The organism is Bacillus sp. FJAT-42315, assembly GCF_002797375.1.
In the GTDB taxonomy this organism is placed as follows: Bacteria; Bacillota; Bacilli; order Bacillales; family Domibacillaceae; genus Bacillus_CE.
Genome location: NZ_KZ454941.1, coordinates 92,863 through 115,175, shown reverse-complemented (window position 1 = coordinate 115,175; position 22,313 = coordinate 92,863). Strand labels below are relative to the sequence as shown.

General features: G+C 39.5%; 20 protein-coding genes, 4 tRNA genes and 1 pseudogene. 1 reads left to right on the top strand and 24 read right to left on the bottom strand.

Going from position 1 to position 22,313, the window contains the following annotated elements:
- Positions 1 to 49 precede the first annotated feature (49 nt).
- From CEF22_RS00615 to CEF22_RS00540, 16 genes are all read right to left on the bottom strand, one after another.
- The gene (locus CEF22_RS00615) at positions 50 to 208 is read right to left on the bottom strand and encodes a CxxH/CxxC protein (protein WP_094834694.1); all 159 of its coding nucleotides are present in this window, start codon (positions 206 to 208) and stop codon (positions 50 to 52) included.
- Positions 209 to 277: 69 nt separating this feature from the next.
- The gene (locus CEF22_RS00610) at positions 278 to 1,474 is read right to left on the bottom strand and encodes a S1C family serine protease (protein WP_232726032.1); all 1,197 of its coding nucleotides are present in this window, start codon (positions 1,472 to 1,474) and stop codon (positions 278 to 280) included.
- A 137-nt stretch (positions 1,475 to 1,611) separates the two neighbouring features.
- The gene (locus tag CEF22_RS00605) at positions 1,612 to 2,403 is read right to left on the bottom strand and encodes an MBL fold metallo-hydrolase (RefSeq protein WP_100401305.1); all 792 of its coding nucleotides are present in this window, start codon (positions 2,401 to 2,403) and stop codon (positions 1,612 to 1,614) included.
- A 20-nt stretch (positions 2,404 to 2,423) separates the two neighbouring features.
- On the bottom strand, positions 2,424 to 3,212 hold the full coding sequence (locus tag CEF22_RS00600; RefSeq protein ID WP_157843119.1) for a two-component system regulatory protein YycI: 789 nt from the start codon (positions 3,210 to 3,212) through the stop codon (positions 2,424 to 2,426).
- Positions 3,199 to 4,524 carry a YycH family regulatory protein gene (locus tag CEF22_RS00595; protein ID WP_100401303.1) on the bottom strand — a complete coding sequence of 442 codons (1,326 nt, stop codon included), beginning with the start codon at positions 4,522 to 4,524 and terminating at the stop codon, positions 3,199 to 3,201. The genes CEF22_RS00600 and CEF22_RS00595 overlap by 14 nt, the downstream gene beginning before the upstream one ends.
- A complete protein-coding gene (gene walK / locus CEF22_RS00590) occupies positions 4,521 to 6,344 on the bottom strand; it encodes a cell wall metabolism sensor histidine kinase WalK (protein WP_095480124.1) in 1,824 nt (607 codons plus the stop codon). The genes CEF22_RS00595 and walK overlap by 4 nt, the downstream gene beginning before the upstream one ends.
- Positions 6,345 to 6,350: 6 nt before the next feature.
- Positions 6,351 to 7,061: a response regulator YycF gene (gene yycF / locus CEF22_RS00585; RefSeq protein ID WP_094834688.1), complete on the bottom strand. Its 711-nt coding sequence runs from the start codon at positions 7,059 to 7,061 to the stop codon at positions 6,351 to 6,353.
- Positions 7,062 to 7,448: 387 nt separating this feature from the next.
- Positions 7,449 to 7,521, bottom strand: a tRNA-Phe gene (locus CEF22_RS00580).
- Between the two features lie 123 nt (positions 7,522 to 7,644).
- Positions 7,645 to 7,721, bottom strand: a tRNA-Asp gene (locus CEF22_RS00575).
- A gap of 32 nt (positions 7,722 to 7,753) precedes the next feature.
- Positions 7,754 to 7,828, bottom strand: a tRNA-Glu gene (locus CEF22_RS00570).
- A 12-nt stretch (positions 7,829 to 7,840) separates the two neighbouring features.
- Positions 7,841 to 7,916 (bottom strand) — tRNA-Lys (locus CEF22_RS00565).
- Between the two features lie 176 nt (positions 7,917 to 8,092).
- Positions 8,093 to 9,385, bottom strand: a complete 1,293-nt coding sequence (locus tag CEF22_RS00560; protein ID WP_095480125.1) for an adenylosuccinate synthase — start codon at positions 9,383 to 9,385, stop codon at positions 8,093 to 8,095.
- Positions 9,386 to 9,567: 182 nt separating this feature from the next.
- Positions 9,568 to 10,917 carry a replicative DNA helicase gene (gene dnaB, locus CEF22_RS00555; protein WP_095480126.1) on the bottom strand — a complete coding sequence of 450 codons (1,350 nt, stop codon included), beginning with the start codon at positions 10,915 to 10,917 and terminating at the stop codon, positions 9,568 to 9,570.
- A gap of 99 nt (positions 10,918 to 11,016) precedes the next feature.
- Positions 11,017 to 11,466 (bottom strand): 50S ribosomal protein L9, encoded by a 450-nt coding sequence (rplI, locus tag CEF22_RS00550; RefSeq protein ID WP_100401302.1) that lies wholly within the window; start codon positions 11,464 to 11,466, stop codon positions 11,017 to 11,019.
- Positions 11,463 to 13,433 carry a DHH family phosphoesterase gene (locus CEF22_RS00545; protein WP_100401301.1) on the bottom strand — a complete coding sequence of 657 codons (1,971 nt, stop codon included), beginning with the start codon at positions 13,431 to 13,433 and terminating at the stop codon, positions 11,463 to 11,465. Before CEF22_RS00545 ends, rplI begins: the two co-directional genes overlap by 4 nt.
- Positions 13,434 to 13,469: 36 nt before the next feature.
- The gene (locus tag CEF22_RS00540) at positions 13,470 to 14,411 is read right to left on the bottom strand and encodes a YybS family protein (protein WP_100401300.1); all 942 of its coding nucleotides are present in this window, start codon (positions 14,409 to 14,411) and stop codon (positions 13,470 to 13,472) included.
- Between the two features lie 437 nt (positions 14,412 to 14,848).
- On the opposite strand from CEF22_RS00540, the gene CEF22_RS18345 reads away from it, so the two are divergent.
- A complete protein-coding gene (locus CEF22_RS18345; RefSeq protein ID WP_157843118.1) occupies positions 14,849 to 14,989 on the top strand; it encodes a hypothetical protein in 141 nt (46 codons plus the stop codon).
- Positions 14,990 to 15,028: 39 nt separating this feature from the next.
- On the opposite strand, the gene CEF22_RS00535 is transcribed toward CEF22_RS18345, so the two are convergent.
- From CEF22_RS00535 to CEF22_RS00505, 8 genes and pseudogenes are all read right to left on the bottom strand, one after another.
- On the bottom strand, positions 15,029 to 17,056 hold the full coding sequence (locus tag CEF22_RS00535) for a methyl-accepting chemotaxis protein (RefSeq protein ID WP_100401299.1): 2,028 nt from the start codon (positions 17,054 to 17,056) through the stop codon (positions 15,029 to 15,031).
- Between the two features lie 136 nt (positions 17,057 to 17,192).
- Entirely contained in the window at positions 17,193 to 18,131 is a 939-nt protein-coding gene (locus CEF22_RS18985) for a methyl-accepting chemotaxis protein (RefSeq protein WP_442857379.1), read from the bottom strand.
- A gap of 9 nt (positions 18,132 to 18,140) precedes the next feature.
- Positions 18,141 to 19,085 (bottom strand): annotated as a pseudogene (locus CEF22_RS18980) (cache domain-containing protein); the annotation flags it as partial.
- Between the two features lie 353 nt (positions 19,086 to 19,438).
- Positions 19,439 to 19,675, bottom strand: coding sequence for a 30S ribosomal protein S18 (rpsR, locus tag CEF22_RS00525; protein ID WP_095480132.1), 237 nt, complete (start codon positions 19,673 to 19,675; stop codon positions 19,439 to 19,441).
- A gap of 237 nt (positions 19,676 to 19,912) precedes the next feature.
- Entirely contained in the window at positions 19,913 to 20,431 is a 519-nt protein-coding gene (ssb, locus tag CEF22_RS00520; RefSeq protein ID WP_095480133.1) for a single-stranded DNA-binding protein, read from the bottom strand.
- Positions 20,432 to 20,500: 69 nt separating this feature from the next.
- Positions 20,501 to 20,791, bottom strand: coding sequence for a 30S ribosomal protein S6 (gene rpsF, locus CEF22_RS00515; RefSeq protein ID WP_094834678.1), 291 nt, complete (start codon positions 20,789 to 20,791; stop codon positions 20,501 to 20,503).
- 116 nt (positions 20,792 to 20,907) lie between these two features.
- Positions 20,908 to 22,008: a redox-regulated ATPase YchF gene (ychF, locus tag CEF22_RS00510; RefSeq protein WP_100401297.1), complete on the bottom strand. Its 1,101-nt coding sequence runs from the start codon at positions 22,006 to 22,008 to the stop codon at positions 20,908 to 20,910.
- A 101-nt stretch (positions 22,009 to 22,109) separates the two neighbouring features.
- Positions 22,110 to 22,313, bottom strand: a complete 204-nt coding sequence (locus tag CEF22_RS00505) for a DUF951 domain-containing protein (protein ID WP_100401296.1) — start codon at positions 22,311 to 22,313, stop codon at positions 22,110 to 22,112.

Genomic DNA, 22,313 nt, shown 5'->3' with positions numbered 1-22,313 from the left:
ATGTTATCCACATATCCACAATAACTATCCACATATAGTGGGGCGAATATTAGTTTGCTACTACATATTCCGCGTTGTTTTGACAATATTCACAAGTTGTGGACAGCTTTTTGTCGTCGTCTAGTTTTTCGATTGTTGGTGATGTTTCGTATTCATCGACAATGACGTCTAATGCGAGTTCAGCATGTTCTTTGCAGCAATAAATCATGGTGTTCAGCTCCTTTTTGTTTTCGAAAAGAAACGCAGAACAGCTTTTCGCGATTCTGCGTGCTCTTATTTACATGATTCCTTCTGTCGTCAGTACAACGGTAATGGTTTTCTCTTCACCATTTCGATAGAAGGTTACTTCCATCTTATCGCCCACTTGTTTATTCGTATACATATATTTGCGAAGTTCTAAAATATCATTGATTTCTTCGTTATCTAGTTTCACAATTACGTCTAGCTCTTGCAAGCCTGCTTTCGATGCTGGTGTGTTTGGCTGAACTTGTTCAATCATTGCACCATCTGTGACACCTTCAGGCAATTTTAATGTTTGTTGTTGATGATAAGCTGGAATTTCGTTGACGTTTCGCAGTTGCACACCCATTGATGGACGTTTCACTTTTCCGTATTTCTCTAAGCTATCAATGATTGGCATTGCGTAATTGATTGGGATCGATAATCCGATACCTTCAACTGCTTGCTGAGCAATTTTCATCGAGTTGATGCCGACAACTTGACCAGAAATATTGACGAGTGCGCCACCACTATTTCCTGGGTTGATCGCTGCATCGGTTTGTAGCACCTCTGCTTGCCAGTCGATCATGCCATCTCCGTTAATATCGACCGGAATCGCGCGTTCTAGTCCGGAGACAATTCCTTGTGTCACTGAACCAGAAAACTCTAGACCAAGTGGGTTTCCAATCGCCATGACAGGTTCACCAATTTTTAAGGCATCGGAATCGCCAAATTCAGCTACGTCTTTCACTTGTTTGCCGTCGATTTCGATGACGGCCAAATCAGTCCAAATGTCACTTCCGCTAAGTGTTGCAGGTACTTTAGTTCCGTCAGCTAGAGACACTTCTAACTTTTCGGCCCCTTCCACAACGTGATTATTTGTCACAATGAAAGCTTTGCCTCCCGCTTTTTTATAGATAACGCCAGAGCCTGTTCCTGCGGGTTGAGCTGTTCCGCCTTCCCAAAAGTTCCCAGATTGAATGTTCGTGATCCCGACAACGGCGTTCTTCACTTCATCCACCGCTTTTGTCACATCCGTCGTGACATCCAATGAAACATTTTTCGTTTTCGCTGATGGTTGTGTCGTTTGTTGATTGTTTTCATTTAGCCCAAAAGTATCGCTCATGTTTGAAAAAGCGAAGGTAACTAGTAAGGCACCTACAATCAAGCCGGCCAAGCTGGCTAGAAAGTAACCACTTTTTTTAGGGCCGTTTTGATTTCTTCCTGTTCTTCCTTGATCATCGTAATAACCCAAATATCTCACCCTTTACTATTGATGTTGTGATTATTTTCCCCATTTAAAAAAATTATAACGCTTCCCATCAAAAATTCAATTAATATGCAAGGCGAGGAAAAGAGACCGCCTTCAATGATGAAAAGCGGTCTCTCTGCTTATAATTCAGTTAAAATCGTTGGCGTTTTTGGATCGGTATCGAGCAATTCAAATTGCTCACCGACCGGCATATCTTTCATTTCGAGTGTTTGCGTCACACTCATTTTCGCCAAATCCTTCATGTTATTGTCTTGACTTAAGTGAGCAAGGTAAATACGTTTCGTTCGGTCACCGATGACATCACACATCGCCAGTGCCGCATCCTCGTTAGAGACGTGGCCGAAATCGCCTAATATCCGGCGTTTAATACTCCATGGATAGCGACCCATTCGCAGCATTTGGACATCGTGATTGCTTTCAAATACGTAGGCATCCGCATCTTTAATAATGCCTTTCATCCGATCGCTGACGTAGCCTGTGTCTGTGATCAACACAATTTTTTTTCCTTGATAATGAAACACATAAAACATCGGCTCGGCGGCATCGTGAGAAACGCCGAAGGATTCAATGCTTAAGCCGTTAAAGCTTTTGACTGTTTCCATTTCAAAAATGAACTTTTGCTCCGTATCCACTTTGCCGATAAGCCCGTCCATTGCTTGCCACGTTTTTTCATTCGCGTAGATCGGTAGCTGATATTTTCTCGCTAATACTCCGATTCCTTTAATGTGATCACTATGTTCATGGGTAACTAATATCCCTGATAAATTTTTAATATCCCGGTCAATAGAGGAGAATAAAGATTCCATTTGTTTGCCGCTTAAACCCGCGTCTACTAAAAAGGAATGTCCATCTGCCTCTACGTAAAACGCATTTCCTGTGCTTCCACTCGCTAGCACACTAAAATGCAACATCCTGTTCACTCCACTTATTTTTAACTATCTGTTTCATTTGTATAAATAGTTCCATCTAACGCATTGACGTAAATTTTTTCGACTTTGTCGTTATTTTTTATTTTAAAATACCAAGTAGGGGAGAGTACTTGCGCCTCGGTTACTTTAACGACCGTATAGTAACCGAGCTCGGCATTGGAGATTTGGCTGTTTGGCTTAATGAAACCATTTTTATAGAGGCTCTGAACCGCTTGAAAAGCTGGAATAATCGTTTCCTTCTGGTCATTCTCCTCTACTTGTCCTAAAAGCCTTTGCTCATACTTGATAATCTCTCCGTTATCATTCAGTTGAATTTCAAGCCTTCCATTGATATTTTCAAACAGCTTTTTATTATTAACATGCTGATAGAAAACCGCTTTTTTCTTCTTTTCATCCATGCCCCAATAACGATATTCTTTTCCATAAACGACATGATCGTTCACAAAAGAACGGATGTCTTGTACTTTATTCTCTCCTAGCTTTACTGACTTTTGCAATTTACTATAAACAATCATTTGACTATCAGAAAGCTGGATTTGCTGATTTTTTAGCTTGGCCAATTCCTTTTTATCAAAGCTTTTCGACTTTGCCGTAATAATGGCTGCTTCGGTAATATCATTAGGTAAGTCTTCATATTTAATGTTGTATTCTTTTAGCTTTTCTTCAACGGGCTCTTCTTTCATCGTTGCGTATTGATTCGCACGATCTTTGTTAAAAAACATGATAAGTAGGAAGATATTCAAAATGAGAAAAACAGCAATAAAGATTGTTTTCGTTTTACTCCAATCCATGACTACTGTCCTCCATTTCTTCATTCCATAGCAGTTCTTTCCAACGACCATCGTATTTATAAAACCAAGCTGGTTCAAGAACAAGAATTTTATCTGTTTGCAAATCAGGACGCATATGATAGCCAACTGTCATATCTTCTAATTGGGCAATATCAAAATTGGGCTGTTGTTTCACTTGATTGAATGCTGTCAAACTATCTTGCAATTTCACCTCATCCGCTTCAGAGGGAATCGAAATATTTAAGGTAAAGTACGGGCGAACATATTTATAAATTTGTTCTTTTCCCCAAATTTGCATGATTTCTGCCATGCCCTGATCATTAAAAACGGGCTGACCGTCAATAAATAACCGATAACTAATTTGCGGAGAACCTGGGATTGCCTCAAACAGTCGATATTGGTCCGTCCAACCGCTGTGCTCATTAACGAAATTAACGCTTTTATCAATTAATCCATGCAGCGCTCCACTGCGGACCGCTTCCTGAGCTGGATTGACATATTCTATCTTCTTGTTCTTATGAAGCACTTTCATTAAACTTGAGCCGTCTGTATACTCTTCTCCGTTCGTTTTTGTTCCTTTTTTCACAATGCTTGGATCTGTAAATAAAGCATCTTTAAATTTCAATGTATCAATATCGTCTGGATAATACTTATATCTCATTAAAGAAGGGAGACCTTCTGGTAAAAATAGCCGACGGTTATCTCCTAGTTGCTTGGACAAATAAACATCCCATTCAAGAGCTTGATTGGAATAATTTCTTTTAAATGCACCTAAAGTAGCTGACGAAACTTGACTTTCAAACACGAGACGTTCATTCGTTGAGACAAAATAAACGATCGTTTTTTTGTCTCTTGTATTCATCCGACTAATCACTATCCGATCGAAAACAGCATTGGGCACTTGCTGATCATTAAATGCCCATAATGTATTGATTGTATAGAATGGAATGAACGTTGGAAATACCAATGCCATTCTATTATCTCCATACATTAAACGGTCAAATTCTTTATCAGTGGTCGTATTTGAAATGTTTTTCGGTTCGTTAAAGGTCCATCCTTGCAGTTCATTCAATATATTATTTATCTCATTTTCATTCGTTGTACCAAAATGACGATCACCATTATGGAATAATACTTTAGATGGCTTAATAAGATCGGCAACTTCCCTCGTTTCACCGATAGATACTTCATGAACATAATCATCTTCAATCGTTTCTAAGTTCGGCTGATAGTTCCAGATGCTTAACGTCAAAAGAATGCTAGTAAAGACAAGCACGACTAAAACAATACTTTTGATGTGTTCATAGTTCATAGCCAATCATCCTCTTGAGATAACTCATATGGTAGCGTAAAGAAAATAGTTGTGCCTTTCCCTTCCGCGCTAGTCGCCCAAATATCGCCACCATGTGCCGTAACAATTTCTTTGGCAATCGCAAGCCCTAAGCCAGTACCACCCATTTTGCGCGTTCTTGCACGATCTACTCGATAAAAACGTTCAAAAATCCGCTCAAGATTTTTCTTCGGAATCCCCATGCCTTGGTCACGAACGCTGACGACAATGGCATTGGATTGTTCCTCTACCTTAAATGTAAGTCGGCCTCCTTGTGGAGAATACTTCAAGGCGTTAGAAATAATATTATCTAGCACCTGCGTCAATTTATCGGTATCGATCTCAACATAAATCGGATAATTAGGTAGCTGTCTTTTAAACGTGACATCTTGAGATTTTGTCATTTCAAATCGATCAATAATTCGATTGTAAAACTTTGTGAAGTTGACTTCTTTTTTCGTAAGCTGAAAATCACGGCTATCAAATTTAGATAACTGCAATAAATCATTCACTAGTCGGATCATTCGCTCCGTTTCTGTCTGTGTCACTTCTAAGAAATGAGGCGCAATATCAGCATCTTGCCAAGCTCCATCTGCTAATGCCTCTAAATAACTTCTCATCGTCGTCAATGGTGTTCTCAATTCATGAGAAACATTCGCCACAAACTCACGACGATCCGCTTCAATTTTCTCTTGTTCAGTAATGTCATGAAGCACGGTAATTAATCCATTCACAAAACCCGTGTCTTTTTGAATGACAGAAAAGTTGGCACGTAAAATATATGGCCCTTCTTCATTGCTATAATCCAATATGACCGAATCTTGTTCATTCAGCAAATCTTCAAATGAGTACTCTTCCTCGAGACCAAGCACGGACGTAATCGGCTTCGAAATCAATGTTTCACGTGAAACATTTAACAGCTTAGCTCCTGGTTCATTAATGAGAATAACACGGCCTCTACGGTCGGTTGCAATCACCCCATCTGTCATATAAGACAAAACCGATGATAACTTTCTTCGTTCTCCCTCCGTCGTGGCTTGAGCTTCCTGAAGTCGCTTCGTTAAATTATTAAATGTGACTGCTAGCTCACCAATCTCATCCTGCCCATATACTTTCACCTTTCGCGAAAAGTTTCCTTTTCCAAGTGCGACAGCTTGACGACGCATATCTGTGATCGGGCGAGTAATGGTACGAGCTAACACCACACCTAAAATAGCTGTGATCCCTAGAGCCAGGGCCGTGGCTGAAAATAGGATTTCATTAATCTGATCCATTTGTCCGAACACATTTTCAATCTTTCCAACTAAATAAACCGCACCGATCACTTCTCGATTCGAAATGATGGGAGATGTTAACACCCAAAAACGTTTATTCGTTTGCTTATCGACATACATCTTGTCTTCGTCGGCTCCAACAGACAACGTCCTCTTCACTGAAATTTCCGTTGTTCTTTGACCAAGCGTTCCTTGTTTCGTCGGATCAGATGTACCAATAATTCGGCTACGTGCGTCAATGACCCGCACTTCTGAAATATCAGAACCCGAAAAATCCTCTAATATTTTTTGAATATCCTGCTCCAGCGTCGGCGTATCCTCGGTTCGCTCTTTCAACATCTCTTCCCTTAAATTATATTCGAGCAAATTCACTCGCTGCTGCAAAGATTGTTTGAAATTTGTGACGAGCTTCTTTTCTAATTCATTAACAAAATAAACGCCAATAATTTGCATAGCGAATAAAATGAGCAGTACATAAATTAATACAAACTTTAATTGTATCGAACGGAAAAAACTCACTTTTTTCATTTATTATTACTCCTGTTCAGGATTGCGCAAGTAGTAGCCTACCCCTCTTCTCGTTACAATCCAGGATGGGTGACTCGGATTATCCTCGATTTTTTCACGTAAGCGGCGAACAGTTACGTCCACCGTGCGAACATCTCCATAATAATCATAGCCCCAAACCGTTTGCAACAAGTGCTCCCTCGTCATCACTTGACCAATATGTTTCGCTAAATAATGAAGCAATTCAAATTCACGGTGAGTCAGTTCAATCGTTTCTCCACGTTTAGATACCATGTAAGCATCGGGAAGAATCGTCAATGTACCTACCGTAATTTCATTTGAATCGTCTTCTTCCTCCACTGGCGCAGGGGCAGCTTGATGGCGACGTAAATTCGCCTTCACCCGAGCAATCAACTCCCTTGTACTAAATGGCTTTGTCACATAATCATCTGCGCCAAGTTCAAGCCCAAGCACTTTATCAATCTCCGAATCTTTAGCTGTTAGCATCACAATAGGCATTTCATATTTCTTCCTTACTTCACGACACACTTCCATTCCATCCCGTCCTGGAAGCATAATATCCAATAAAATTAAGTCAGGCTGTACTTCTTCTACCATTTCAACAGCCTGATCCCCATCGTACGCACAATGAACTTCATAACCTTCTTTTTTTAAGTTAAATTGTAGAATATCTGCAATTGGTCTTTCGTCATCTACAACTAATATCTTTTTTTGCATTTTGCTCTCCTCTTTTCTTCAAAAGTCAAAAAATATTTACAATCAAATGATTTAGTGAAGAGGTTATTCCTTTATTTTATCATAAGAAAACACCGATTTCTTCCACCTTTTATTTACTCTTAACAAAGTAAAAGAGACTGACCCCAAACAATAATATCTACTATTTAAAAGGAGAAAGCCCTCTTCATTGAGATATTTTTATGGATGTCAGCCTCCTTAAGACCGTCTTTTCAACATCAATACCACATCTATTAACTGTACCATGAACAGCAACCTTTTTCACCCTTTAGCAGTCGATAGGAATATATATCCAAAGTTTATTCTATGCAATCTTTTTCTTTCAAAAAAAACACCGCGAGAGTTATAATCATCGCGATGCTTCTTTGATGGCTCAGGACGGAATCGAACCGCCGACACATGGATTTTCAGTCCATTGCTCTACCAACTGAGCTACTGAGCCAAACTAGTATGTATTTAACAAAAAACTGAGCGGCCAACAAAGAAGTTACTCTTAGAAGTCATGGCCGACTAATAAAAAAAATAGGATTCATTAAGTAAACGATAAAAGTAAATGATTCATTTATGGCGGTCCGGACGGGACTCGAACCCGCGACCTCCTGCGTGACAGGCAGGCATTCTAACCAACTGAACTACCGGACCATAAATATTGATTACTTTTTAAAACTAGAACTTGGTGACCCGTACGGGATTCGAACCCGTGTTACCGCCGTGAAAGGGCGGTGTCTTAACCGCTTGACCAACGGGCCATTCAATAAGAATGGTGAGCCATGAAGGACTCGAACCTTCGACCCTCTGATTAAAAGTCAGATGCTCTACCAACTGAGCTAATGGCTCGAAACATTGTTGCTATCAGCAACTTTGTTAATACTATCACAAGGTGTTTAAGCTGACAATAGGTTTTTTAAAAAAAATGTCGAAAAAAGTTTTTAGCGGGAGTAGAATTGAAAAATTGAAAAAACCAACACACAAAAAACCGGCTTCTCAAAAAGGAGAAGCCGGTGCTTTTTATATTAACCTTGCGCCCAAACGCTGCGAACAACGTTTGTTTGGTTGCGGTCTGGCCCTACTGAGAATGTAGATAACGGAATGCCCGTTAATTGAGAAACACGCTCTACGTAGTGACGAGCATTAACCGGAAGATCATTTAATGTTTTACAGCCAGTGACATCTTCTGTCCAGCCTGGAAGCTCTTCATAAATTGGTGTACATTCAGCTAAAATGTTTAAGTTTGCTGGATACTCTTCAATCACTTGATCTTTGTAACGGTAAGCGACACAGATTTTCACTGTTTCAATACCTGTAAGTACATCAATCGAGTTAAGAGAAAGATCCGTTAAACCGCTGACACGACGAGCGTGGCGAACAACAACGCTATCAAACCAACCAACACGACGTGGACGACCAGTTGTCGTACCGTACTCACGGCCTACTTCACGAATTTGATGACCAATTTCATCATGAAGCTCTGTCGGGAACGGGCCATCTCCTACACGGCTAGTGTATGCTTTTGCTACACCAACAACGTGATTGATTTTTGTTGGACCTACACCAGAGCCGATCGTTACTCCACCTGCTACTGGGTTAGAAGATGTTACGAATGGATATGTACCTTGGTCGATATCCAACATAACGCCTTGAGCGCCTTCAAATAATACGCGACGACCTTCGTCTAATGCGTCATTTAAAACAACAGATGTGTCACAAACGTAGTGTTTAATTTGTTGACCGTACTCATAGTACTCATCAAGAATATCTTCAATCTTGAAGCCTTCTGTTTCATAGAAGCGCTCAAGTAAACGATTTTTCTCTTCTAAGTTGCGAGTTAATTTCTCTTCAAACGCTTTGCGATCTAAAAGGTCGGCCATACGGATACCGATACGTGCTGCTTTATCCATGTAAGCTGGACCGATTCCTTTTTTCGTTGTACCGATTTTATTGTCGCCTTTACGTGCTTCTTCTACTTCATCAATTTTCAAATGATAAGGAAGAATTACGTGAGCGCGGTTACTAATGCGCAAGTTATCTGTTGACACATTTTGGTCATGTAAATATTTTAATTCTTGAATTAATGCTTTAGGATCTACTACCATCCCATTGCCGATCACACAAGTTTTCTCTTTATAAAAGATACCTGATGGAATTAAATGCAATTTGTATGTCACGCCGTTAAATTTAATCGTGTGTCCCGCATTGTTACCACCTTGGTAACGAGCTACTACTTCTGCGTTTTCTGAAAGGAAGTCAGTGATTTTACCTTTTCCTTCATCGCCCCATTGTGTTCCTACTACTACTACTGACGACATGTATAAGCACCTCCGAAGGGTCCGTAAATTTCTTTGTTATATTAAGCACCTTTTATTTTAACAGGTTAAAGCAAGAGAAGTCAAACTGAAAACACGAACATTTCGTGATTTTTTTTAAAATTTGTTCGTAAAATAACAAATACCAGCAGTTTTTACCTTTCACTGCTGGTATATCATGTATGTTATCCTGTTTCATCAAACCGCCGCTCTAAGTTAACAAACTTATTATACTCTTTCACAAAAGCGAGTGAAACCGTACCTACAGGACCATTCCGTTGCTTCGCGATGATAATTTCGATAATGTTTTTATTCTCGGATTCTTTATCATAATAATCGTCTCGATACAAAAAGGCAACAATATCTGCATCCTGCTCAATCGATCCAGATTCCCGAATATCAGACATCATCGGACGCTTATCCTGCCGTTGCTCTACGCCACGAGATAACTGCGACAGGGCAATCACAGGTACTTCAAGTTCACGGGCGAGCGCTTTTAATGAACGAGAAATTTCTGATACTTCCTGTTGGCGGTTCTCACCCGAGCGACCGCTACCTTGGATGAGCTGCAAGTAATCAATTAAAATCATGCCAAGTCCTTGCTCTTGCTTTAAGCGGCGGCACTTGGAGCGAATTTCACCAATACGTACACCTGGTGTATCATCAATATAAATCCCTGAATTAGACAAGCTCCCCATCGCCATCGTCAGCTTGCGCCAATCTTCATCGGTAAGGGAACCCGTCCGCAAGTTTTGAGCGTTAATGTTCCCCTCGGCACAAAGCATACGCATCACGAGCTGTTCAGCTCCCATCTCCAAGCTGAAGATCGCAACATTTTCATCCGTTTTCGTGGCTACGTTTTGCGCAATATTTAAGGCAAAGGCTGTTTTACCGACAGAGGGACGAGCAGCTACAATGATTAAATCATTTCGCTGAAAACCAGCTGTCATGCTATCAAGCTCGGCAAACCCAGTTGGAATCCCTGTTACATCACCTTTACGGTTATGAAGCATTTCAATATTGTCATACGTACGCACGAGCACATCTTTAATATTGTGAAAAGCACTCGTATTTTTTCGTTGCGCCACTTCCATAATGCTTTTTTCGGCTTCACTTAGTAATGCTTCTACTTCATCTTCCCGACTATAGCCTTCTTGGGCAATATGAGTTGCTGTGCGAATTAATCGACGTAAAAGTGATTTTTCCTCAACAATTCGAGCATAATATTCGATATTGGCCGCTGTCGGGACTGATTCAGCCAATTCAGTTAAATAGACGACGCCGCCGACATCTTCTAAATCTTTAATAGCTGCTAGCTCTTCTGTCACGGTCACGACGTCAACCGCTTTACCGTGATCGTTCAGCTTCAGCATATGATTATATATCTTTTGATGGGCGGTACGGTAGAAATCTTCTGGTATCAAAATCTCAGAAGCAACCGTTAAAGCGGATGGCTCTAAGAAAATGGCTCCAAGAACAGCTTGTTCCGCTTCAATGCTCTGCGGCGGAATTCGATCTGTCATAACATCGCTCATCGCTTACCTCTCCCTTAAAAACAATCTCGTTGATAAAAAAATGTGACCAGAAACATCCGATCACATTTTTTCAACCTTATTATTTTAGCATGAAACGAATTATTTTTCTTCCGTTACATGAACTTTTAATGTGGCAAATACTTCATTGTGAAGTTTCACTGGAACATTTGTGTAACCTAGAGCACGAATGCCATCCGGTAGATCCATTTTGCGCTTATCAATGGCAATATTATGTGTTTTCTTCAATTCGTCTGCAATTTGTTTCGTTGTGACAGAACCGAATAAACGACCGCCTTCTCCTGTTTTTGTAGAAATTTCTACTGTTAAGGCTTCTACAACTTCTTTTAACTTTTTCGCTTCTTCTAATTCTTGCTCAGCAAGCTCAGCTTGTTTTCTTTTTTGCGCATCTAATGTTTTTTTGTTGCCAGCTGTCGCTTCCACAGCTAATCCGTTTTTGATCAGAAAGTTATGAGCATAACCATCTGCTACATTTTTAACTTCCCCTTTTTTTCCTTTTCCTTTTACGTCTTGTAAGAAAATAACTTTCATTCTTCATGACCTCCTTCAAAAAATTCATCGATTGCTTTTTGCAGCTGAATTTCTGCATCAGCAATGGTAGTGTCTTGCATCTGTGTAGCAGCATTCGATAAATGACCTCCGCCGTTCAATTGCTCCATGATCACTTGAACATTGACATCACCGAGGGAACGCGCGCTAATTCCGATCGTATTTTGCTCACGATAGGCAATCACGAATGACGCCTGCACTCCATCCATTGTAAGAAGAGTATCAGCCGCTTGTGCAATCATAACGGCATCATACACAGAGTAGTTGTTTCCTTTTGCAATAGCAATACCATCCCGGTAAAAATAAACCGTTTCAATAATTTGTGACCGTTGAATATAAGTATCAATATCCTCTTTCAAAAACTTTTGAACGAGGACCGTATCCGCTCCATGAGCCCGTAAATAGGAGGCTGCATCAAACGTTCTTGAACCCGTTCGAAGTGAGAAGCTTTTCGTATCGACCACAATTCCCGCCAATAAAGCCGTTGCTTCGAGTCTATTAATTTTATGCACTTTTGGTTGATATTCAAGCAACTCCGTAATTAATTCGGCCGTCGATGAAGCGTAAGGCTCCATATAAACGAGCAGTGGATTTTTAATAAATTCTTCCCCGCGACGATGATGATCAATCACCACGACCTTCTCAACCTTATTCAGAAGCTTTTCTTCAATTACTAGTGAAGGCTTATGAGTATCAACAATGACCAGTAACGTATCATCCGTTGCAATATCCAAAGCTTCTTCTGGCGTAATTACACGAGAATATAAATCTGAACTATTCTTGACCTCCGTCATTAAACGCTTAACGGATGTATCAATTTCTGAATCATTCAGAACGATATACCCTTCACGGTCATTCATTTCAGCGACGCGCCGAATCCCCATAGACGCTCCAATGGCGTCCATGTCAGGATATTTATGACCCATAACAATCACTTTATCGCTTTCAATCACCAATTCTTTCAAAGCATGAGAAATCACACGAGCTCTGACGCGTGTTCTCTTTTCCATAGGGTTTGTCTTTCCACCATAAAACTTTACTTTCCCATTCAATTGCTTGATGGCTACTTGATCGCCGCCTCGACCAAGGGCTAAGTCTAAGCTTGATTGCGCTAGATCCCCAAGTTCCGGCAACGATATGTCTCCTTGGCCTACACCGATACTTAACGTTAAGGAAGCTGCTTGTTTCGATGTACTTTCTCGCACCTCATCTAAAATAGAGAATTTCGCGTCTTCTAACTTGTGTAATGTTTTTTGATTAAGTACAGCAAAGAAACGCTCAGAAGAAATCCGCTTTAAAAAGATGCCATACTCTTTCGCCCAATTATTTAATATAGAAGTCACCATACTATTTAAATGACTACGGGTCTGGTCATCCATCCCCTGCGTTAAATCGTCATAGTTATCTAAGTAAATAATTAACAACACCGTTTGTTCTTCCTCTTGTTTCCTAGCAACCTTCATTTGCTCTGAAATATCGATAAAGTAAAGCATCTTTTCTTTCGGCTTGATCACTACATTAAATTCCTGTTCATTTAATTGAATGATATCGCCTTTTTCATTTTTAATAATGGGAATGACCGCTTCTGCAAGCTCATATAAAGAATTTCCTGCCAACGTCTCCTTTTGAAAATAGGACAAAAGAAAAGAATTTGCCCATTCTATGTAGTAGTCTTCGTTATACAAAAGGATTCCTATCGGCAGCTCCATTACGGCCTCTTCTCCAACTAGCTTCACCCTTTTGGAAAGTGTTGTTACATACAATTCAATTTCTTCATGAACCTTTCTTTCCGCCCGAAGCAAGAGAAAAAAGACAATGGTACCTACTGCTAAACCAACTAATGCTATGAACCAGTTGTAAAAAGCAAGCATAGCTAATGAGAGAAATAAAACCAACATGATTCCATATAGCAGAAGTTGAATCTTCTGCCGACTGTAGTAAGAAAGCATCATTTCAGCTCCTAAAATTAAAAGTAAAGCCACAAGTTATGGTTTTTGTTGAAGGCGCTGTCGTAAATCAAAACCTAAGTCAATTATACCTAATAATCTTACAAGATAAAGAAGAGGAAGGAAGACAATTGATAAAACAGTTAAAATGATGGGCACAATTTTTGGCCATTTCTTTATATCAGCAAAGAAATAGAAGAAAGATAAACCTTGTATAATTAAACAAAATTGTAGCATAAACATCAAATTAACATAAGTGGAGTACCACGAACTTCCTACTTCCGGGATTGCAACAAAGCTCAACAGCAACAAAATTAAATAATACCATAAGATGCTTTTAGGCATTCTCCACATCCGAAATGGTTGAAAATGAGGGACATTAATCTTTAACTTTTTTAATATAGGAAAATTCACAAGCATAAATAAAAATACTGCTGTCAAAGCAAATAAAACAAATAAGCTAGGCGTTAAAGCATAAAAAAAGGAAAACCCTTCTTGAAATTGTTTCACTGCTTCTTCTGGCAACGGTTGACCCAGCTCTTCCATTAAGTCCATCGACTCTTGAAAAGAACGCTTAAACGCTTCGTTCATTTCTGTTGCCACATTGACCCCAGTAAGCAAAATCGTCGACACGTATAACAGGACAATATTCAACAAAAATGTCAGACTTCCTGCTATAAATATAGACAGTTTATCAAGTTTTTTGTACACCATACTCCCCATTACAATACCAGTAGAACAAAAAACGAACGCTAACGGCACCGCACCTAACCCTCCGGCTACACTAGCTACTAATAAACTAATCAATCCAAACATCACCGATGATTTTAGCGAATATTTAGCACTAAACACTAAAAAAGGAAGGACAAGAAATAAACTAGATAACACGGATACTCCCGGAACATAAATCGCTACCAACAAAAGCACAACAAAAAGCGCTAGCATCCATATTCCTTCATTTAACACTTTTTTCTTTTCCACTCAAACACCTCATTAAATAATAGCTGACACACTTTCCAAACCAGAAAGTGACCATCATCCTACTATTTTATCCTCCTTTCCCCCTTCCTTCAACTAAAGAAAAGCGGAAGGCGCTGGTCAGCGACGTATGGACTGGAACATTCCGCACGAGATAAAGGAAACACGATGAACGTCAGTGAATCGATGTTGACTTATCGCAAGGAGGAATGTGGAAGTCCACTAGTCGCTAGCGCCTGGAGCTGGACAATTGGAAGAGCGGAAGCAGCCGTTTAGACTCGGCAGACATAAGATGGACCGCCGTAGTGGCGTTCTTTGCCACATAGGCGTGACAGCTTATGTCCGAGAGTCTGGCTGCTGCAGCTGGACAATAGAAAAGCGGAAGGCGCTGGTCAGCGACGTATGGACTGGAACATTCCGCACGAGATAAAGGAAACACGATGAACGCTAGTGAATCGATGTTGACTTATCGCAAGGAGGAATGTGGAAGTCCACTAGTCGCTAGCGCCTGGAGCTGGACAATTGGAAAAGCGGAAGGCGCTGGTCAGCGACGTATAGACAACAAACTCGCCAACCTATAGAAACAGGCGGCGAGTTTGAAAAATAATGTCCATACCGTTCTAATCCGCTAATCGATCCGCTTCATCTTGAAAATGAAAGCGCTGAATCGATTGTTGTAGCTCTTGATTCAACCCGTTCAACTGCTCGGTCGCAATCGTTACGGATTGAACAGCGCTTAATTGCTCATCTGTATGGTTATTTACTTTTTCACAAGCTACTGCTGTCTGCTGAGAAAGTGCAGCCATGTAGCTAGATAAATCAAGCAATTCATCTTTTCTAACCGCCACTTGTTGCATATCAAGATGTAGCGAGTCAATCAACTCTTTCATATTATTCATCAGCGTCGAGTTGCTTTCAAAAATTTGATTGGCTTGCTTTACCGCTTTTGTTTGTTCAGTAAAGTTCTCTTTCGTCTGAACAATTTGATTCACTGCCTTATGTGATCCTTGCAAAATCGTTTCGATCATCTCTTGAATTTCCTGTGCTGCTTGATTCGATTGTTCCGCAAGCTTGCGAACTTCGTGAGCAACAACGGAAAAACCCTTTCCATAAGTGCCTGCTCGAGCGGCTTCAATACTCGCATTTAACGCTAATAAATTCGTTTGTGCTGAAATATCTGTAATCGTATGAATGATCTTTTCGATTTGTTGAATTTCAGTTCCTAGCTCGGTGATTACTTCCTCGGTTGAATCGATAAATTGCTTTGAGGTTTCATTAGACTGCTGTAAAGAGTGAATGTGATGTGCACCTTGCTGATTCGCATGATCGGCATCTAATGCAAAAGTAGACATCTTCTCCGTTTTAGCAGAAACCGCATTAATAATCTCACTTAAACCTTCAGATTGTTCTTTCGCTGATTTGGCTTTGTTAGCAGAACTAGCCGATTCAACGGCAATTTCGTTAATTTCAACGACCGTACGTTCACTCGAAGTAGCTGATACTTGTGCCATTGTGTTTAATTCAGTGATCGATTCTCTTACATTTTGAGCTGATTGCGAAACCACTGCAATAATATTTTTCATATTATCAATCATATGGTTGAAGCTATGGCCAAGCTGAGCCACTTCATCCCGCCCTTTGATCGTTACTTTCGTATGTAAATTACCTTTTGCCACTTCACTCACCGACTGATTTAGCTGCTCAATCGGTTTCGAGATTTTCGCTGATAAATAATAAATAACGACAATCATAATCATCAAAATGGACAGAGCTGTAATCAACAATATGTTTCTAATCTCTTGTGATACACTGATTAACTCTGCTTCATTAAACACCGCTCCTACTGTCCAATTCGTATCATTTACCCTCTCGTAAATAAATAATTGTTCTGCCCCTTGATCGAATGCTATTCCGCTATCTTTCTCGCTAGATACTGCCCCTTTAAATAAAGGTTGCTCTGTTAAATTATTTCCTTTTTCTTTCGGATGAACAATTGCATCTCCATTTTCCGCCATAATGACAGGGTATCCTTTATATCCAATATCTAAATCATTAATATGATTCGTCAAGCTTGTTAAATTAATATCTGCTCCTACGACCCCGATTAAATTCTTTCCACTATATAATGCTTTCGACACAGTAATCACATATGTCCCTGACGCATTTTCATAAGGTTCACTCCATACAGCTGATTTCTTATTATCAACCGCTAATTTAAACCAACTTTGACTAGTCGGGTCATAATTATTGGATAAATTCGTAGCAGGGACCATTTTAAATTGCTTATTCGGTGCAGCAAAATACACATTTAATACATCTTTATATAAACGAGTATATTGATTAAAAATCTCCTGAAGATCTCTTTCGGCCAAGCTTTTTGCTTCTGCAGAGGCGTTTATCGATTGACCATATACTTTGACTTGTTGGCTTTCTGATAATAGTTGAATACTCTCATCATATTTTTGCAAAAATTGTTGAGAGGAGTGCTCCAATTCCTTCACTATTCCTTTTGTCTGCTCTAACACATCTGCTTTTGTTTTCTCTTCTACTTTCCATCCTGTAAAAACGATGATAAAAGCAAAGGAAACCAACAGTAAGATTGCAATAGGTACTATGAACTTTAATCGAATAGATTTCAGTTTATTCACGCCCTTCTATAGCATCACTGTTGTTTATTATAGTCTCTTTTGCCTAGTGATTGTATAGAATTATTGTAAAGATTTTGTTTATTTTACTTTTCCAACAAAAACAGCACATCAGCTAGTGACCGATGTGCCGTTTAGATCATTTCAATTTAAAGCGACCTACAGCATGTTTCAATTCCACACTTAATTCCATTAAGCTTTCTGATGACTTTGTTACTGATTCAATCGCTCGAAGCTGTTCATCAGCAGAAGCGCTAATTTCTTCACTTGCAGCGGCGGATTGTTCAGCTGCTGCTGCAATACCTTCCATCACTTGCAGTACTTCATTTTTTGACTCGCCTGCTTCAAAAATTTCGCTATTAATTGTTGTAATAGCGCTTTCCATCTCCTCTACTAAAGAAGATAAGCGAGTAAAGATTTGCTCTGTTGCTTCTACAACAGCAGTCTGTTGATCAAAATTTTCTTTCGTTTTTATCATTTGGTTGACTACTCGATGTGACCCACCTTGTATGTCGGTGATGATTTCTTTCACTTGATCGGTTGCTTGTCCTGATTGCTCAGCTAGCTTTCGAACCTCATCTGCTACTACCGCAAAGCCTTTTCCATGTTCTCCGGCACGCGCCGCTTCAATCGAAGCATTTAACGCTAATAAATTAGTTTGAGCAGAAATATCAGTGATCGTTTGAATAACAAGCTCAATCGACTTAATTTTTGTCTCTAAAGCTATAATCACTTCCTCCATCTCATCAATATACCGCTTCGACTCCACACTTGATTGAGCTAGCTCCTGGATTTGGTGAAGACCTGCTTTATTCGCTTCCTCCGCTTTGTGCGCGGCATTTGCCATATCTGACGCTTGATTTGTAACAATGTTCATCTGATCACCGAGATGATGCGATCTCTCTGTTGCTTCAGCAGACTCTTCTGCCGATTTGGCTGCACCTTTGGCGATTTCATTAATAGCGGCTGCGATTTGTTCACTTGATGCATTCGTTTCTTCTGATACTGCACTTAAATTCTCTGCTGCTTCTGTCACACTTGATGCTGAATGATTCACCGTCGAAATGATTTCTTTCATACTGCTAGTCATTTCATTAAAAGAAGAAGCAAGCTGTCCTACCTCATCCCGAGTAGTGACCGCTACTTGTATACTTAAATCACCAGTTGCTACTTTCCTAGCAGATTGTTGAAGTTCATTAATTGGCTGCGTAATTTTAACTGAAATCCCCCAAATTGCTGCGATCATTAGCACTAAAACAAAGAGTCCAGTAAAGATTAATATCTTTTGAATCGTTTTTGATAAGCTAAGCATATCCTGTTGTTTATAGGATGCACCAATTTTCCATCCGGTATTTTCAACCGTATTATAAACAAATACTCGATCGTCACCTTTAAATGGATAAGTAATAACACCATCTGATGAAGAAGCATTTAATATTTGCTGAACAAAATCATATTTATTTAAATCTTTCCCTTTTTCCGTAGGATGAACGATGCCCAACCCTTGCTCTGAAAAAATAACAGGATATCCTTTATAACTGATATTCATATCGTTAATTTTTTCTGTTAATGTCGTTAAGTTAATATCTGCTCCAAGTACCCCAATGGCTTTGTTTTGATACTTCACTAATCTAGAAATAGTGACCACATATTCACCGGTTGCTAAATCAATATATGGTTCACTCCAGATCATTTCTCCACCTGCTGCCGAAGCCTGCTTATACCAATCGCGCGTCAACGGAGTATAGTCTGCCGGAAGTGAATTGGGATAAAGATCAATCGTTCCTTTTGGCGTAGCAAAAAAAACATTTTCCACATCGCCGTATGAATCCAAATAATCTCTTAGTGTTTTTTCTAAAGCTGTTTTTTGTTTACTGTTGCCTGAATGAACAATCTCATTTCCATAATTTAATACGACAGGGTGATCTGATAACAGATCAATACTTTTTTCATGTTGCTCTAAAAATAATAGAGTCGCCTGGTTCATTTCCTCAACCATTGTTTTTGTCTGATTGATGATTTCCTTCGTCATTCTTTTTTCTGTTTGACTATTAGTAAAAATAATAATAATAGAAAAAGATAAGACAAGTAATATAATCAAAGGAATCATTAACTTAGTTTTAATTGACTTCAAAGCTCCCACCACCTGATGTTTATATAATCTTCCCTTTATGTCTTTATCGGCGTTTTCTAAAGAAAATATATATATCTATTAAATTTTTATATATTAAACAAAGTGCACATCTATCAACATAAAAAAAGCCCACTAACATGGTAAATACAGGTTAATTTTTTACAATTACATCCTGTTCTTACAAGTTAATAACTCCCTAAAATAGAAAAAGCAACAAGGATTGTCTCCTTGTTGCTTGAATGGTCTTTTTATTATTCTCCAGATACGAATGGAAGAAGAGCCATCATACGAGCGCGTTTAATTGCGATTGTTAAACGACGTTGGTATTTAGCACTTGTTCCAGTTACGCGACGTGGAAGAATCTTTCCACGCTCAGAGATAAACTTTTTCAAAAGATCAATATCTTTGTAATCGATGTGTGTGATATTGTTTGAAGTGAAGAAACACACTTTTCTACGTTTACGTCCGCCTCTGCGTCCACCTGCCATGTTCATTTCCCTCCTTTAATTAATGTTCTTTTTCTTATAGCAAATTACACACTAATTTTCGAAATTCAGTGAATAGTTCAATGATATCAACACATTACACACTTGAATAGAAAAGTGTAAATAACCCGTTAAAATCATTGGAAATGCTAATTAAGATTACACACTGTTCAAAGAACATAAATCCTTATATACCAAAGATTTATAGTATCTTTTACAGATTATACAGTATTATACCCGTCAAAATGGAAGATCGTCGTCTGAAATATCGATCGGCTGACCATCATTTGCAAACGGATCTTCATTCGTACGTGTATAACCTGAGTTGTTATTATTGCTTCGTTGTTGATTCTGTTGCTCAAATGGGAAGTCTTGTTTCTTTTGTCCACCGCCGTACATCCCATTGTCACCGCCGCGCTGCTCATAATTAGAAGAAGCGCTTTTCGGCTCAAGAAATTGTACACTTTCGGCAAGAACTTCAGTTACATATACTCGACGACCATCTTGTCCCTCGTAGTTACGAGTTTGAAGGCGACCATCTACTCCTGCTAAACTACCCTTTTTCAAAAAGTTTGCTACGTTCTCTGCTGGACGACGCCAAACAACACAATTAATGAAGTCGGTTTCACGTTCGCCCTGCTGATTCGTAAACGCACGATTAACAGCTAATGTAAATGTAGCAACAGCGACTCCATTCGGCGTGTAACGAAGGTCCGGATCTTTAGTTAAACGACCAACTAAAACGACTCGGTTCATCATCAGAATCAACTCCTTTTTCTCTAAATGTTTCACGTGAAACATTTAGAAAGTGTAGTTTATTTAAACGGATTATTTTTCTTCTTCACGAACAACGATATGGCGGATAATGTCGTCGCTGATTTTTGCTAAACGGTCAAATTCTTCAACCGCAGCAGCTTCTGCGTTAGCGTGTACCAATTGGTAGAAACCTTCACGGAAATCGTTGATTTCATACGCTAAACGACGCTTACCCCAATCTTTAGATTCGATGATCTCCGCACCGTTAGAAGTTAAAATGCCGTCAAAACGCTCAACAACAGCTTTCTTCGCTTCCTCATCAACGTTTGGGCGGATAATGTACATGAATTCGTACTTTTTCATCTTTCTGTCACCTCCTCATGGACTATACGGCTCTTTTCCTTTCGAAAAGAGCAAGGAGTAAGTATTTCATTACTCACAATATAGGATTATAACATAATAATTTTCAAAATGCAACGTTATACATTAAATCTAAAATGAACAACGTCTCCATCTTTCATAATGTATTCTTTACCTTCTAAACGAACTTTCCCAGCTTCTTTCGCCGCCGTCATCGAGCCAGTTTCTACAAGATCATCGTAAGAAACAGTTTCTGCACGAATGAAACCACGTTCAAAGTCGGTATGAATGACACCAGCACATTGAGGCGCTTTCATTCCTTTACGGAACGTCCAGGCGCGAACCTCTTGAACACCTGCTGTGAAGTAAGTTGCTAGTCCTAATAAAGAGTAAGCAGCACGAATCAATTGATCTAAACCAGACTCTTCAATTCCTAGTTCTTGTAAAAACATCGCTTTTTCTTCTTCATCAAGCTCAGCAATTTCCTCTTCAATTTTGGCACAAACAACGATCACTTCTGCATTGTCTTCCGTAGCAAATTCACGTACTTTTTGTAAATATTCATTTCCCGATGGGTCCGCAATTTCCTCTTCACCAACATTCGCTACATACAGCATCGGCTTTCTTGTTAATAAATGAAGTTGCTTCACAAGCTTTTCTTGTTCTTCCGAAAATTCCACTGTACGAGCTGGCTTGTTTTGTTCTAACGCTTCTTTTAGTTTAACTAAAATCTCGTTTTCGATCACAGCTTCTTTATCTTTTTGCTTCGCTAACTTAGCTACACGCACTAAACGCTTTTCTACCGATTCAAGGTCAGCTAAAATTAACTCCAAGTTAATGACTTCAATATCATCAATGGGGTCCACTTTTCCAGATACGTGAGTGATGTTATCATCCGCAAAGCAACGAACCACTTGGCAAATCGCATCGACTTCACGAATGTGAGCCAAAAACTTATTACCAAGTCCTTCTCCTTTACTTGCTCCCTTTACAATCCCTGCAATATCTGTAAACTCAAACGCTGTCGGTACCGTTTTTTTCGGCTCCACCATTTCCGTTAACTTATTCAAACGCTCATCAGGTACCTCAACGATCCCCACGTTCGGATCAATCGTACAGAACGGATAATTCGCCGATTCTGCTCCCGCTTTTGTAATCGCATTAAATAATGTTGATTTACCTACGTTCGGCAATCCAACAATCCCTGCCGTTAATGCCATTTCATTCACTCCTCTATTTAAAATCAAAAGATAGATTTCCCTACCCTAAAACCTTTCCCAATTATAGCAGAAGGCTTTAAACAAGAAAACAGCAGCGTTAATCATTCGCTACTGTTTTCAATCGGTCCTAACACTTTCTTCATTTTTTTCGCAAACTCTCTCCGCGGAAGAATAACACTATGACCACAGCCTTCACATTTAATGCGGATGTCCATCCCAAGACGGATAATTTTCCAACGGTTTGTGCCGCACGGATGTGGTTTTTTCATTTCTACAATATCATTTAACTCGAAAACCTTTTCCAT